Below are 15,743 nucleotides of genomic sequence, written 5' to 3'. Positions count from 1 at the left end.
TGTATAAAATTTTATCTATATACGGAATTCCTTGCACAAATTTTATACCAAACTCTAATTAATTTTGTCCAAAATTAATTTTTCGGCTCTTTCAAGTGCCCGAGCCACCCCATCCGGATCTGATCCGCCTGCTGTAGCGAAGAATGGCTGACCACCTCCTCCACCTCGCATTTCCACCGCGGCATCCTTCACGATCTGCCCGGCGTGCAAACCATAATCCTTCACTAGCGCATCAGCAATCATCACCGTCAAGTGTGGTTTCCCGTTAAATACGCCTCCCAGCACAAGAATCAGATTATTCAACTCTCCTTTCAATTGGAAAGCAATATCTTTCGCGGCTGCCGGAGCCATTCCAACCGTCCGAACGATCAGGTTAATGTCCCGGATCACCCGCTTTTCGTTCTTCAAACCTTCTTTCAATATCTTCAAACTCTCACTGGTAAACTTCTCTACATCTTTCTTCAACCCTTCATTCTCGTCGATCAACGCCTTAATATTTTCCAGTATCCCGCGATTGGACTTAAACATACTATCCATCTCCTTCAACATCTTAAACGTATTTAAGATATAGTTCTCAGCCTTAGCTGCAGTGATCGCCTCGATACGACGTACTCCCGCAGACACGGAACTTTCCGAAATAATCTTGAAGAAGCCGATTTGCCCTGTGGCATGGGCATGTGTACCTCCACACAATTCCACAGATTCCCCAAATTTCACCACACGTACCAGGTCTCCATACTTCTCTCCAAATATTGCCATCGCTCCCATTTTCTTTGCCTGACCAATCGGAATTGCACGATTTTCTTCCAGCGGATAGTTCTTGCGAATCTCCTGGTTCACGATTGCGGCTACTTTTTCCAATTCCTCATCCGTCACCTTTTGGAAATGCGAGAAGTCAAACCGCAAGTACTCATCGCTCACGAACGATCCCTTTTGCTCCACGTGAGTTCCCAAGACTTTTCTTAAAGCATAATGCAATAAGTGAGTCGATGTATGGTTATTTTCTGTCGCAATTCGCTTATCCAAATCAACCTTAGCCGTGAACACCTGCGTCAAATCCTCGGGCAAGCGATCCATGAGATGCATCGTCAACCCGTTTTCTTTCTGCGTGTCTAAAATATCAATTTTCTCGGTTTCGGAAATCAACCACCCCCGGTCTCCAACCTGTCCCCCGCTCTCGCCATAGAAAGGAGTAATATTAAATATCACCTGATAGAAAGTTTTTCCTTTCGCACTCACCCGCCGGTAACGAGTGATCTGCACTTCCGTTTCCGTGTAATCGTATCCCACGAATTCTTGGGTATCGTCAGCGATCAATTCCACCCAGTCATCCGTATTCACTGCTGCAGCAGAACGAGAACGCTCCTTTTGGGCTTCCATCTCCGCCTTAAATTCCCGGCGGTTCACTACCAATCCGTTCTCTTTCAAGATTAATTCTGTCAAGTCCAACGGGAAACCATAAGTATCGTACAATTCAAAAGCCACGTTACCCGGCACGGTCAGATAATCTTCTGCCTTAGTCTTTTCTATAATCTTATCCAATAACTTGATACCCTTATCCAGGGTACGCAAGAAAGCATTTTCTTCCTCCTGAATTACCCGTTCAATCAACACCTTTTGTGCTATCAATTCGGGATAATGTTGCCCCATGACCTCGATCAACACCGGAACCAGCTTATACATAAAAGCTTCTTTCTGATCCAAGAAAGTATAAGCATAACGCACAGCCCTACGCAGGATACGGCGAATCACGTATCCGGCTTTCACGTTCGACGGCAATTGTCCGTCAGTGATGGAGAAAGCTATCGTACGTAAATGGTCGGCAATCACACGCATTGCCACGTCTGCCGCACTGTCCTTGCCATATTCCTTTCCGCTCAACCGGGCTATTTCCCCGATAATCGGAGTAAATACATCTGTATCATAATTAGACGTTTTTCCTTGTACCGCCATACACAACCGCTCAAATCCCATACCCGTATCCACATGATGGCTCGGCAGATTCTCCAAACTCCCGTCCGCCTTCCGGTTGTACTGCATAAAGACAAGGTTCCATATCTCAATTACCAAAGGATTATCCTTATTCACGAGATCACGCCCCGACTTTATTTTACGTTCTGCTTCCGGGCGCAAATCTATATGTATTTCAGAACAAGGGCCACAAGGTCCCATATCCCCCATTTCCCAGAAATTATCTTTCTTATTCCCATACAGAATCTGCTCTTTAGGCAAATATTGCAACCAATATTCCAACGCCTCATTATCGGCATCCAAATGGTCATCCTGGCTTCCCTCGAAAACAGTGGCATACAAGCGGTCTTTATCCAATTTCATTTCACCGGTCAGAAATTCCCACGCATAAGCAATCGCCTCTTTCTTAAAATAATCACCGAAAGACCAGTTCCCCAGCATCTCGAACATCGTGTGATGATAGGTATCATGCCCCACTTCTTCCAGGTCATTGTGCTTTCCCGACACCCGCAGGCACTTTTGCGAATCCGCCACCCGGGTCGCTTTCGGACGAACATTACCTAGTATAATATCTTTAAATTGATTCATTCCGGCATTTGTAAACATCAGGGTTGGGTCACCCTTGATAACCATCGGTGCCGAAGGTACTATTGTATGTGATTTCTTCTCAAAAAAATCTAAAAATTTCTGTCTGATCTCTGCCGACTTCATACATTCTCTATTTAGTAAATCCACGTAAAACAACGAATGTTTCTTCTCACATTCAAACGGAAATATCATGTAATCATATCGATTACCTGTTTTTCCAAGTTGCAAATTTAGATTATTTCTTTAACTTTGCATCGCAAATACTATTTTTTATTGAATAACTATGCGGAAAGCAGGGTATCATTTTAATTCGGACACATTATCTTTTGATAAAATAGAATCAACTTTAAAGAAAAAAATCTGGCGGTTGGTCAAAAAATTCTTCTCTAGTTTCTCGCTGGCAATCGTAATGCTATACCTCGTGTATGCTTTCATCGATTCCCCGAAAGAGAAACAACTAAAACGCAAATACGAAGAAGTCCTTACACAATACAGCCTTTTAAGCAACAAAGTCGAATATTTGGACAACATATTAAAAGATGTGGAAGCAAGGGATGACAATATTTACAGGGTTATCTTTGAAACCGAACCTATTCCTTCCTCCATCCGGCGTGCCGGTTCAGGAGGTGTCGACCAATACGAGCATTTAAAACATCTTGACAATGCAGACCTCATCGTCGGAACAACTAAAAAGATTGATGAACTGTCAAAAGCTCTTTTCGTTCAAAGCAAATCTTTTGATGCTATCGAAAGCCTAGCCAAGAACAAAATCGAAATGCTAGCCTCTATCCCGGCTATCTTGCCCGTATCATTAAAAGAAAAAACGACACATCAAGTAAGTTCTTCATTCGGTTACCGGATGCATCCCATATATAAAACGCCGAAATTCCATGCCGGCATGGATTTCACCGGAGCCATCGGAACCCCAATTTACGCCACCGGCAACGGAGTGGTTACAGAAAGCCAATTCGATAAAGGATACGGTCGCCATGTTATCATCGATCATGGTTTCAGCTATAAAACCATGTATGCCCACATGGAAAAAATACTCGTGAAGAAAGGACAGAAAGTCAAGCGAGGCGACGTTATCGGTTACCTCGGTAACACAGGTCTTTCCACCGGGCCTCACTTGCATTATGAAGTTAGGAAAAACGACAAACCCATAGACCCGATTAATTTCTACTTTAATGACTTAACCCCGGATGAGTTCGAGAAATTGGTAGAAATAGCAAACAACACAGGACAAAGCATGGACTAACTTATTTTCAATTATTATGGTGGAAGAAGAATCATTAAAACTGTATTACTCTATCGGGGAAGTAGCCGAAATGTTTGGAGTCAATACCTCCCTCATCCGGTTTTGGGAAAAAGAATTTGATGTAATCAAACCTCACAAAAACAAGAAAGGGAACCGCCAATTCACAAAAGCGGATATCGACAACTTTCACCTCATCTATCACCTAGTGAAAGAAAAAGGGATGACTTTGAAAGGAGCACAGCAACAATTGAAGAATCGTAAAGAAGAAACGGAACTTCACTTCGAAGTCGTGAAACACTTGAAGAACATAAAAGAAGAATTACTGTCCATCAAGAACCAGTTACCGTAATAATTTTATAAGCTCCGACCATGTACATCAAAGAAATAATTTCGCTGATAGAAGAATATGCCCCACTAAAATTCCAAGCGAGTTTTGACAATTCCGGACTACTTTGCGGGGATCCCGAGCGAGAATTAACTTCCGTACTTCTATGCATCGACGTGACGGAGGAAGTAGTGAACGAGGCAATTGCCCACGGGCACAATTTAATCATCTCGCACCATCCGCTTATTTTCAGCGGGCTGAAACACATCACTCCCGCCACTTACGTGGAACGTTGCGTGATCTCTGCCATCAAACACGACATCACGATTTATGCCGCCCACACCAATATGGACGTCGTTGCCAACGGGGTCAGCGGACGCATGGCAGACAAACTTCACCTGAACAACAGGCAAATTCTACAACCGGAAGGCGATCCATCGGAAGGCAATGGATTCGGCATTATAGGGGAACTCGATACTCCGATCGAAAGCATGACATTCCTGCAACAAGTAAAAGAGGTATTCCATTGTGACCGGTTACGCTATACGCAGCCTCATATGTCGACGATTCGCAGGGTTGCCGTCTGTGGGGGAGCAGGAGCTTCCTTTTTCTACCGGGCATTGGCAAATTCCGCGGATATTTACATCTCCGGCGATTTCAAATACCACGATTTTTTCCTCACGGAAAACCGTATTATGATAGCAGACATAGGACATTATGAAAGCGAACAATTCACAAAAGAGATATTTTATGAGATACTTACAAAAAAAATATCTACCTTTGCGGTTCAGTTTTCAGAGATAAATACAAATCCGATTAAGTACTTATAATATATGGTGACGAATAACAATGAGAAAATGCAAGAACTGACAGTTGAAGAGAAACTGCAGAACCTGTATGAATTACAACGAATTGACACCGAGATCGACAAAATCAAGACTCTTCGAGGAGAATTGCCTTTGGAAGTTCAAGACCTTGAGGATGAGATCGCGGGGCTAGAAACACGTATCGAAAACTTGAAGGCTGAACTAAGCGAACTTGATAAAACAACCTCCACGAGGAAGCAAGAAATCAAGAAAGCGGAAGAGTCTATAAAAAAATATAGCGAACAACTTGACAACGTGCGTAACAACCGTGAATACGATGCGTTAAGCAAGGAAATCGAGTTTCAAAAACTCGAAATCGAATTACAAGAAAAAAGAATCCGGGAAGCGACAAAGGCTAAAACAGAAAAAGAGACTCTCATGGAGGAATCCAAGAAACGTTATGAAGAGAAAGTTTCTGACCTTGAAGCCAAAAAAGGTGAGTTGAACGACATTGTCAACGAAACTCACAAAGACGAAGAAGCCCTGAAAGTAAAGTCGGAAGAATTGGCTGCCACGATCGATGATCGTCTGTTGACAGCTTATCGCCGTATCCGTTCCAACGCCCGCAACGGTCTTGCCGTTGTAACCGTGGATCGTGACGCTTGCGGTGGATGTTTCAACAAGATTCCGCCACAAAGACAACTGGATATTCGTTCCCGGAAAAAAATCATCGTCTGTGAATACTGTGGTCGTATCCTCATCGATAAATATATCTGTGACTACGACGGCTCGCAACAAAAAGCAGACCTTGACGCCCTTCTTGATGCACAAAAGAAAAAAGGAAGAAGGATTAGAAAATCAGAAGAATAAAAACAAGGCTGCTCATCAAGCAGCCTTTTTAGAATCTAAAATTTTAATTTTACTCAAAATGATTCCAACAAACTACGATCCGCAAAAGAGCGAAGAGAAATGGTATCAATACTGGATGGAACATCGTTTTTTCCATTCTGTGGTTGATAAAAAGAGAACTCCGTATTGTATTGTTATTCCCCCGCCTAACGTCACGGGAGTCCTGCACATGGGACATATGTTGAACAACACGATACAGGATGTACTCGTCAGACGGGCTCGCTTGCAAGGAAAGAATGCTTGTTGGGTTCCCGGAACCGACCACGCCTCTATCGCCACGGAAGCCAAAGTGGTTGCCAAACTGAAAAGCGAAGGCATCGAGAAACGGGATCTCACTCGGGAAGAGTTTCTGAAACATGCTTGGGCATGGACAGAAAAACACGGGGGAATCATCCTTGAACAGTTGAAACGTCTCGGGGCATCCTGCGATTGGGACAGAACATGCTTCACCATGGACGAAATCCGTTCAGAAAGCGTGATCCGAGTATTTGTCGACCTTTACAACAAAGGATTGATCTACCGGGGTATCCGCATGGTAAACTGGGACCCGGCTGCCAAAACAGCCGTATCCGATGAAGAAGTAATCTATAAGGAAGAACACAGCAAGCTGTATTACCTTCGTTACAAAATAGAAGGCTCTAACGACGAGTATATTACCATCGCCACCACCCGACCGGAAACCATCCTCGGGGATAGCGCCGTGTGCGTGAACCCTAACGATGAACGTTTCCGCCATCTGGCAGGCAAAAAATGCATCGTTCCGCTTGTAAACCGGGTTATCCCGATCATTCAGGACGAATACGTGGACATGGAATTCGGAACCGGAGCGTTGAAAATCACGCCAGCACATGATATTAACGACTATGAAATCGGATTCAAACATCATCTTGAATCTATCGACATATTTAATGACGATGGTACATTAAACGAGAATGCCCAACTTTTTGTAGGCAAAGACCGTTTTGTCGTTCGTGAAGAAATCATCCCGGCACTGGAACAAGCGGGCAATCTGGTAAAGATCGAGGATTACAACAATAAAGTAGGCTACTCGGAACGCACCAACGTGGTGATCGAACCGAAGCTCTCCATGCAGTGGTTCCTGAAGATGAAAGATTTGGCAAAACCGGCATTGGATGCCGTGATGAACGACGCCATCCGCCTGACTCCGCCAAAATTCAAGAACACCTATCGCTACTGGATGGAGAACGTGAAAGACTGGTGCATCAGCCGTCAATTGTGGTGGGGACACCAAATTCCAGTATTCTACCTTCCGAATAGCAATGATTATGTCGTAGCCAACAATAAAGAAGAAGCTGTTAAGCAAGTAAAAGAAAAATTCGGTAAAGACATCACTGCAGATCAATTGCGCCAGGATGAAGATTGTCTCGATACTTGGTTCTCCTCCTGGTTATGGCCAATCTCCGTGTTCAATGGTATTTTGGAACCGGACAACGAGGATATTAACTACTATTACCCGACAACCGACTTGGTTTCGGGACCGGATATCCTTTTCTTTTGGATGGCACGCATGATTATGGCTGGTTACGAATACAGGCACGAAAAACCCTTCGAGAATCTTTACCTGACGGGTATCGTGCGCGATAAATTACATCGCAAAATGTCCAAATCCCTTGGGAATTCACCCGACCCGATCGACCTCATCAACCAGTATGGTGCAGACGGCGTGCGTGTAGGAATGCTATTGTGTGCTCCCGCGGGAGGCGACTTGTTATTCGACGAAAGCCTGCCGGAACAGGGACGCAATTTCACGACCAAAATATGGAATGCTTTCCGCTTGGTAAGTAACTGGCAAGTGGCAGACATCGAACAACCGCAACATTCCAAACTAGCACTCGAATGGTTTGAGCAATATCTCAACAAGAGCAAGGAAACGTTGAACAACCAGTTCGACCAATACCGTTTGTCGGAAGCACTCATGACCGTGTACACCGGATTCCGCGACGAGTTCTCATCCTGGCTGTTAGAGATCATCAAGCCTGGGTTCGAGCAACCCATCGACCGGACTACTTACGAGAAAACGATTTATCTCTTTGAAGAAATGCTGCAATTGCTCCATCCCTTCATGCCGTTTATCACGGAAGAGATCTGGCAGAACCTACGTGAACGGAAAGATGGCGAAAGTATCATGGTTTCCGTGCAACCTCAACCCGGCAATTATGACGAGAATTTCCTGAGTGAATTTGAAAACACCAAAGAAGTTATCGCTGGAATCCGTACGATTCGGAAACAAAACAATGTTGCCTTCAAAGATGCAATCTCGTTTAGAATAAAAAACAATGACCGTTACCCGTTACGCTTTGAATCCGTAATCAGCAAAATGGGTAACATCAGCGATATTGAGATGGTAGACGACACCGTAAAAGGAGCCTGGAGCTTTATCAGCAACACGGTAGAATACTTTATCCCCGCCGTGGGTGAAGTCAACACCGAAGAAAAGAGAGTCAAACTCGAGGCAGACCTAGCTTACGCTCAAGGCTTTCTGAACTCCGTTATGAAAAAACTAAGTAACGAGAAATTCATGAGCGGCGCTCCCGCACAAGTCATCGAGAACGAACGCAAAAAACAAGCCGATGCCGAAGCTAAAATCAAGGCGATCGAACAGCAATTGGCAGAACTATAAATAAATAGGAAACAACCAAAAGTCCCCGAGAACTTTAAATAAAGATTTCGGGGGCTTTTTTACACTATTGTGAAAAAAATCATTCTTTCCAATGTATTCCTTCCAGATCGATATCAAAAGTTTCTTTATAATACTCTACAAGATAAGCGTACTTTTTCTTCATAAGAGGATACTGATTGCATAGTTCCATTGCCGCTTCCTTCGTCGTTCCGCCAAACCATGCCACCCATTTAAAGAAATCTTCTTCTTTTGAGGGAGGCAAAATACGATTTCGCCAAACGTAACCGCGTTCATACATTTCTTGATCGGTTCTAATAGCTTCCCGCAAATAAGTACTCACAGACCAAAACTTCTCCGGAGTTTCTGTCGTCTTAGCGATCAAACTACTGGCAAAACATTCATGCCACTCCTGCACGGCAGCTCTTTGATTCTTTTCCGCCGGGAAATTTTTCTCACTTGCGCCACCGAAAACAAAATAATTTACCCCCTCCAAAGCATAACGCTGTGTTTTCTTACTACTTGTTTCCCACAATGTATCTGCCAGATAGATACGGTAAGGAAGATATTTTTTCAAGATATCATCCGCAAAACCGCTTAAAAACTTCGTTTCTATAAAATCCAGCAACTTCTCCGCATATTCAGCATTCTCCGGGAAAGAATACACGTAATGGCGATACGAATCCCAGTTCCAATTAATATCCTCTTTCGAATAATTATAAACAATATACGTATCGTACTTCCGGTAAAAATCCGATATTTTCTTATCCAACGACGTGGACGTGGAAAGTTCCGGGTTCACGTCGAAATCCAGTTCGGGAGTAATACTGTCTTCCGAACAAGCTTGCACGGCAAACATGCAAATAACTAAATATATAATCTTCCTCATAACTATTCAATATTTGTTTCTACCGATCTTCTTTCAGGACGGCGATTCAGTTCCATCGCCGTATTATATTCTCGCTCTTTCCGGGGAATCTCTAAAACATACCCCATATCTCCGCACTCCAACATGAACGTTTCTTCCACCCCGCCCCTGCTAATCAACACATGTTTCAACTCGGGCATCCCCTGCCGCCGAAGATCCCACCAACGATGAGTTTCTTCGAAGCACAATTCTTTCCGTCGCTCTTCATAAATCACAGGCAAAAAAGTCGTTACATCATAATCTTCAGCCCGCACATCCTGATAACCCACGATTCGATTCTTTCTGATCTCATTTATCAATTCCACGGCTCGTCCCAAATCCGGTTCGTTCTCATCCCGGACATAAGCTTCCGCCAGATTCAAATAGACCTCTGCCACGCGCCACGCTTCACCCGTGCCGGAAGAAGGCGATCTTGAAAACTTAATCGGCTCGTACTGGTAGCCTTCCTCGCCAAAAAATGCTTTCATCCTCAAATCGTTATCCATATCAAACAATTTCAACAAAGCATCATCCGAAAAACGGGATACCTGAAAGAACGGTCCGGCAGTATTTCCCTTTATACTATATATATACTTATATGAAGTTCTGAGATCTCCGAAATTGAAAAGTATCTCCGGATTCTTTAACGGATCGATAAAAGAAAAAGAGGTCTCGCCAAACGTAATTTCACCGCCTTTCAAATCATACAATGACGGCACCACGTTCAACACCTGTTCCCCATACTTCTTCACGTCCACCCAATTTTCCTGGTACAACGCCACCCGAGAAGCCAAAAGCAAAGCCGCTTCACGAGTGATCTCGAATTTATTATCCGGAACCGACGCATTCTTGAACAACTCCAATGCCTGCGTAATATCGTCATGGATCAATTCGTAAACCTTCGCAACGCTCTCCCGGTACAACCGTTCCATAGAAGGCTTCGTATCCAACCAGACACATACCCCCGGATCGGAATCCGCAGTAGATTTGTCATAAGGCTTCGCATACCAATTGACCAGACAGAAATAATTGTAAGCCCTCAAGGTCAAGGCTTGGGCGACAAGCAGATTCACATCTTCCTCGTGCCCCTCAATCCTCTCCCTGTCATTAATAATCAAATTACATCCCAAAATATTCTTATACCTTGCCGGATAGGCTCCGTCCATGCTATTCATCTCCTCCTCGAGATCTCTCTGCCAAGTAAAGACACCCTTCATAGCCTGCACGTCCGAAGTTTGCTCCTTATCCTTACTCCCGTACCAGATTTCAATGTCATCATCCATCAACTTCATGTATGCCACGTCTGTCTGGAAAGCATGAGGATACCCCTCCCCGATAAGTAATTGCCGGTATTGCTCTGCGGTTTCCGGAATAATCAAGTCTTTATCCGAATGCTCAAGAAATCGGTCGCAACTCACGAACAAAACAGATAAAACAACTCCTAAAAATATAATAATCTTTCTCATAGCACTACACGTTAAAAAGTTAAATTCAAGCCGAAGCTATAATTAGGAAGTACAGGTATATTTGCGGAAGGCGTTTCCGGATCAAGATTATGCCAAGCCTTAGGAGCCCAAACAGCCACATTATTAGCCTGGAAACGAACCGTAAGCCCTTTCAGATAAATCCGATTCACAATATGAGAGGGAACCGCATAACTCAAAGAAATCAAACGCAATCGCAAAAAGTCCGTTTTGGCTACCCGTATATCCGTCTGATCGTAATAGGTCTGAAAACTATACCCTTCCGATATCCTTTCATCATACAAAGCCGGTATTTTAGTCCTCGCCTCGTCCCCCGGCTGTTTCCATCTCCGGGCAACTTCCGTGGTCACATTCTCCACCGGGTCAAACACGGCTCTCATCTCTCCATACAAAGCCGGCAAACGGCTTTTTCCTCCCAACCCGAATGACAAACCGATAGACAGGCTAAGACCTTTATATGTCAAATAAGTATCAAAACCTCCGGTCACGTTCGGGTTAAAATTCCCGCTTTTCACCAGGGCAGCCGTCGTGTAATCAATATCATACGCCTCATTGCCCTCCTTATCCCGGAACAGGGGGTATCCGTTTGTCTCGCTCAACCGCACGAAATCCAAAGAATAAAAAGTCCCTACCGCAGTTCCTTCCGTCGTAATATTCCCCTTAATCATGTCTTTCGCCAACTCGTCGGAAGTAGACTCCGGTAATTGCGATTTTATAATCTTGTTCTCATTATAGGCTGCATTTAAACGTACATTCCATTTCCAAGTTTTATTCTGGATAATATCGCAGGACACCATACCCTCGATACCCTTGTTATCCATGGTACCGGAATTAATCTTCACGTAATTGCGCCCCGTTGCCATAGACACCTCTTTATTCATAATCAAATCTTTACTCCTCTTGTTGTAATACTCCACCACCCCGGAAAATCGGTCAAGGAACTCGAACTCCAAGCCCACGTTCACGGATTTCGTTTTCTCCCACCTAAGGTCAGGATTAGGCAATTGCTGTAAGGTAGAATATTTCAATTGCGACACTTCATGCCGCCCCTCCAATCTCACGATCAAATCCGGTGAAGAATCATCATTAATATTTCCCTGGATACCATAGGACGCTTTCAAAGCCAAGTGAGTCAACCAATCTATATCCTTCAAAAAATTCTCCCGGTTAATATTCCACTTTCCGGAAACAGACCATACTGGCAGAAAACGATATTTCGGGTTCGTTCCGAACTTGTTCGAACCGTCCGAACGGATATTCGCATTGAGGATATAACGATTCTCGTAAGAATAATCCACCGAACCGATAAAAGAAACGATTCTGGTTTCCCGGTCGGTAATATTCGTGTAAGCGCTACTTTGAATAAAATCCCTCACCCTCTCGTTGTCCAGATTCGGCCATGTAACCCGCTCTCCCCCTTCATTATCATAACCGTAAGCCCTCGCAGAATGACCTTTATAATTTTTAATCGATATCTCTTGAATAAACAACCCCCGTAACGAATGTTTATCATTAAACACCCGATTATATTCCAATCCGTTTTGAAACAACATCGTGTGATTGTTCGTGTGCCCGTATGAAAGTTCTCCACCATAAGGCAATTTGGATTTATTCTCATCATCACTAAAAGGAGGATAGAAACCTAAATCCGACCCACGAATATGGGCGATATAATAAGATCGCTCTGTTGCATGATTCTCCGTGCGGGCATTTGAAGTGGCATACGAGAACAATCCCCGATATTTCAATCCCCTGTACAAATCAACATCCAGATTCAACTGCAAACCGAATTCTTCCGTATGCCCCTTCGATCCGGTCTCGTTCAATTCATTCAGCACGTTGAACGACTCCGGTCTATCCGTGGTTCCCCCTTTATTATAGAAAAACAAATCTCCCTCCTCGTCATACAAAGGAATCACCCGTGAAGTGTGGTAAGCATAATCTTGCGGATTCACCTGGTAGAAACCCTTATTATCCGATATAGAACCACTGATCTTGAAAGAAGCTCGTAACCAAGGCGTAATATCATTCAATATTTTCAACATTGCCGTGTACCTCTCGCTGTCGGAACCGATTGCCGCACCCCGGCTATTATTATAACCCAAGGAAATATAGTAACTATTATGATCTCCGCCTCCCGACACGCTCAAGCTATAATCCTGATACAAAGAATTGCGGAAAAGAATATCAAACCAATCCGTATTTCTCTTTTCCAGCACCCGAGCTTGCTTCTCGAATTCCTGCGGGGTAATTTTCTTGTCATACAAATCCATGACAATCCCCTCGTAACCAATCCTTTTCGGCATTCGCTTATAACGTAACCCATGTTCGATAATCTCCTGAGACAACTTTACCCGTTCCTGAGAGTTCATCAGATTCAGCCGCCTGTAAGAAGGACGTTGGTTCACGGAGAAATTAGAATTAAAAGCCACCATCGGCTTTCCCTTCTTCCCTCTCTTCGTGGTAATCACGATGACCCCGTTGGCAGCCTTTACCCCGTAAATTGCCGTCGCGGAAGCATCCTTAAGGACATTGATCGACTCGATATCCTGCGGGTTCAACCCGGCAACACCATTACCAATCAGGTACTCTGCGTCAGGACCGTTTATATCGGAAGCATTAAAAGGCAAAGGGTTTTCTTGAGGCACCCCGTCAATAACCCAAACCGGAGCTTTATTTCCGGCTATCGTGGAAGTACCGCGGATACGGATCTTCGGGGTAGCACTCGGTTCTCCGGAAGTTAAAGTAACCGACATTCCCGGCACCTTTCCCTGCAACATCTGGTCTATTGTCATTGCCCCGGCAACCACCACATCTTCAGCCTTCAAAGTGACGATAGAACTAGCCAATTCCCGCTTGCTAAACCGCTGGTATCCGGTGGTAACCACGACTTCATCCATCATCTGCACATCCTCTTCCATGATGATAGAATACTCTTTTTTCCCCTTCTCCAATTTCACGTACCGGGTTTTCATTCCGATAAACGACACAATCAAGGTATCGACCTTCCCCTTAAATTCCAGTGAAAACACGCCCTCCTCATTCGTCGACGTTCCCCATGTCGTACCTTTCAACAAAACCGTAACCCCGGGGATCGGTGTTCCTTTCGTGTCAACGACTTTCCCCTTGATCACTTCTTTCTCCTCCTCGGTCATCCATCCCGCTTCTCCTTTGCGTTTCAACACGATCACGTTGTTGATAATCTTGTATTCCAGCGAGAATGTCGGCAACACTTTCTCCAGCACGGAAGCTATCAATTCATCCTTCACCTCTATTGACAACGTCCCCGAGTTTTGCACCACCCCGGAGTTATAAAGAAACCGAACACCTGCCTGCTTTTTCACGGCATTAATAAACTCCTCGAGCGTCGCATTTTCCAGCTTTAATGACACCTTGTCCTGAGCTTGAACATCTGCAAAAATGTTTAAACTAAACAAGAACAAAAAGACTACATTCAATTTCATCATCAATAAGATCTTTTTTTTACACTTGATAAAGCATCTTAACCTCGGCAATAGCTTTTTTTTCATAGCTTTGTAAAGTATTAGTTAGTAATAAATTTATAACACGGATAACAAATTTCCTAGGTCTGGTATCCGTGTTTTTTTATTGATACAAGATAACCGTATTACCGTTTATCCTATATTTCACATCTCCTGTTCCTTCCAAAATTTGCATAAAAGCGTTGATCGTATTATATCGTTCCACGTTACCCGTGAAACGCACGTCTTTCATTTGTTGGGATTGATAAAAAACTTTTACATTATACCATCTCTCCAAATTCAACATGATCTCTTCCAGCTTTCGATCTTTAAAAACATATATACCGCTTTTCCATCCCACGTACTCTTCCGGTTCCACCGTCTTCCGCTCAATCTTACCCGACAGGTAAGCCACAATCTGCTCTCCCGGTGTTATCGTCAAGGACTCCCGCTGATTTTGTTCAAAAGCAACTTCCCCGCTTACAAGCGTGGTCAACATATTTTCCTCGGGGTATGCAGTGATTCCAAAAGCTGTCCCTAACACTCTCACGTCACCTAACCCCGAATGTACCACAAAAGGACGGGTATTCTTTTCTATTTCAAAATAAGCCTCTCCCTCTAAATAAATTTCCCGAATCGTATCGCCGAAACAAGTTGGGTACTTCAGCACACTCCCGGCATTAATCCATACCTTGGAACCATCTTCCAGCACGACATAACATTCTCCACCAAGAGGCACAGATAACTCGTTATACACGATAGTCGACGCTGTTTGTCCCGCATGATGATAAGTCAACTTCCCTTCTTCAAATTGAATGAGCGTCCCTCCCTGTTCATTGATTTTCCCTTCGTTTACATGCGTAACCGCAATCTTCCGACCATCCGCCAGTTTCAACTGCGCCTGCGGTATCCCGGGAGAAATAATTGTATTCCCCGGGATTTCGATTTTCTGCATCTCCTTTTCACGAGTTGACTGAACCCCGACAGCAACACCGATCAAAATAAGTATCGTGGCAGCAACCGACCAACGCGTAAATAATCTGCGTGCAACATATTTTTTCCCGAAGCGATGTTCAAATTTTCGATAAGCCTTCTCCGAAGGAAACAGTAAATAAGGAGCCAACCTTTCCGCTAAATAATCCGCATCCTGCATTTCCAGATAAACCTCATGTATCACCGGATCTTGCAACAAGACATCAAATTCCTCTTGTTCATCTTTCGTCAGCGACCCGGAAAGAGCTTTCCTGAATAAATCTACAAACCGTTTAAAATTCTGGTCCATTTTCGTGCATTATTTTTATATCAAGATGCACGAAACCAAATTTGGTATGACAAGAAAAATAATATTTTAACGAAAATGGAAAAAATAAGCCAA

Annotated in this window: 10 protein-coding genes; 5 read left to right on the top strand and 5 right to left on the bottom strand. The window is 43.9% G+C overall.

Going from position 1 to position 15,743, the window contains the following annotated elements; all coding sequences use genetic code 11:
- Positions 1–54: 54 nt before the first annotated feature.
- Positions 55–2,682 carry an alanine--tRNA ligase gene (alaS, locus tag A3CY_RS0117785; protein ID WP_026207828.1) on the bottom strand — a complete coding sequence of 876 codons (2,628 nt, stop codon included), beginning with the start codon at positions 2,680–2,682 and terminating at the stop codon, positions 55–57.
- 244 nt (positions 2,683–2,926) lie between these two features.
- Between alaS and A3CY_RS0117780 the strand changes: the two genes are divergently transcribed.
- Genes A3CY_RS0117780 through A3CY_RS0117760 form a run of 5 tightly spaced genes read left to right on the top strand, consistent with a single transcriptional unit; the run spans position 2,927 to position 8,498 of the window.
- Positions 2,927–3,817: a M23 family metallopeptidase gene (locus tag A3CY_RS0117780; RefSeq protein WP_240388183.1), complete on the top strand. Its 891-nt coding sequence runs from the start codon at positions 2,927–2,929 to the stop codon at positions 3,815–3,817.
- 13 nt (positions 3,818–3,830) lie between these two features.
- Positions 3,831–4,166 carry a MerR family transcriptional regulator gene (locus A3CY_RS0117775; RefSeq protein ID WP_205619924.1) on the top strand — a complete coding sequence of 112 codons (336 nt, stop codon included), beginning with the start codon at positions 3,831–3,833 and terminating at the stop codon, positions 4,164–4,166.
- Positions 4,167–4,186: 20 nt separating this feature from the next.
- Positions 4,187–4,972: a Nif3-like dinuclear metal center hexameric protein gene (locus A3CY_RS0117770; RefSeq protein ID WP_018339299.1), complete on the top strand. Its 786-nt coding sequence runs from the start codon at positions 4,187–4,189 to the stop codon at positions 4,970–4,972.
- 3 nt (positions 4,973–4,975) lie between these two features.
- Positions 4,976–5,818 (top strand): zinc ribbon domain-containing protein, encoded by an 843-nt coding sequence (locus A3CY_RS0117765; RefSeq protein ID WP_018339298.1) that lies wholly within the window; start codon positions 4,976–4,978, stop codon positions 5,816–5,818.
- A gap of 58 nt (positions 5,819–5,876) precedes the next feature.
- Positions 5,877–8,498, top strand: coding sequence for a valine--tRNA ligase (locus tag A3CY_RS0117760; protein WP_026207827.1), 2,622 nt, complete (start codon positions 5,877–5,879; stop codon positions 8,496–8,498).
- Between the two features lie 79 nt (positions 8,499–8,577).
- On the opposite strand, the gene A3CY_RS0117755 is transcribed toward A3CY_RS0117760, so the two are convergent.
- The 4 genes from A3CY_RS0117755 to A3CY_RS0117740 all read right to left on the bottom strand — a co-directional run bounded on the left by A3CY_RS0117755 (position 8,578) and on the right by A3CY_RS0117740 (position 15,650).
- On the bottom strand, positions 8,578–9,384 hold the full coding sequence (locus A3CY_RS0117755; protein ID WP_018339296.1) for a hypothetical protein: 807 nt from the start codon (positions 9,382–9,384) through the stop codon (positions 8,578–8,580).
- Positions 9,385–9,386: 2 nt separating this feature from the next.
- Positions 9,387–10,868, bottom strand: coding sequence for a RagB/SusD family nutrient uptake outer membrane protein (locus A3CY_RS0117750; RefSeq protein ID WP_026207825.1), 1,482 nt, complete (start codon positions 10,866–10,868; stop codon positions 9,387–9,389).
- Between the two features lie 11 nt (positions 10,869–10,879).
- Positions 10,880–14,353 (bottom strand): SusC/RagA family TonB-linked outer membrane protein, encoded by a 3,474-nt coding sequence (locus tag A3CY_RS0117745; protein WP_018339294.1) that lies wholly within the window; start codon positions 14,351–14,353, stop codon positions 10,880–10,882.
- 139 nt (positions 14,354–14,492) lie between these two features.
- The gene (locus A3CY_RS0117740) at positions 14,493–15,650 is read right to left on the bottom strand and encodes a FecR family protein (RefSeq protein ID WP_018339293.1); all 1,158 of its coding nucleotides are present in this window, start codon (positions 15,648–15,650) and stop codon (positions 14,493–14,495) included.
- Positions 15,651–15,743 lie beyond the last annotated feature (93 nt).

The sequence above is a fragment of the Butyricimonas synergistica DSM 23225 genome (assembly GCF_000379665.1).
Classification (GTDB): domain Bacteria; phylum Bacteroidota; class Bacteroidia; order Bacteroidales; family Marinifilaceae; genus Butyricimonas; species Butyricimonas synergistica.
Note: the sequence above shows the minus strand (reverse complement) of the source record. Positions and strands in the feature narration are given on the sequence as shown.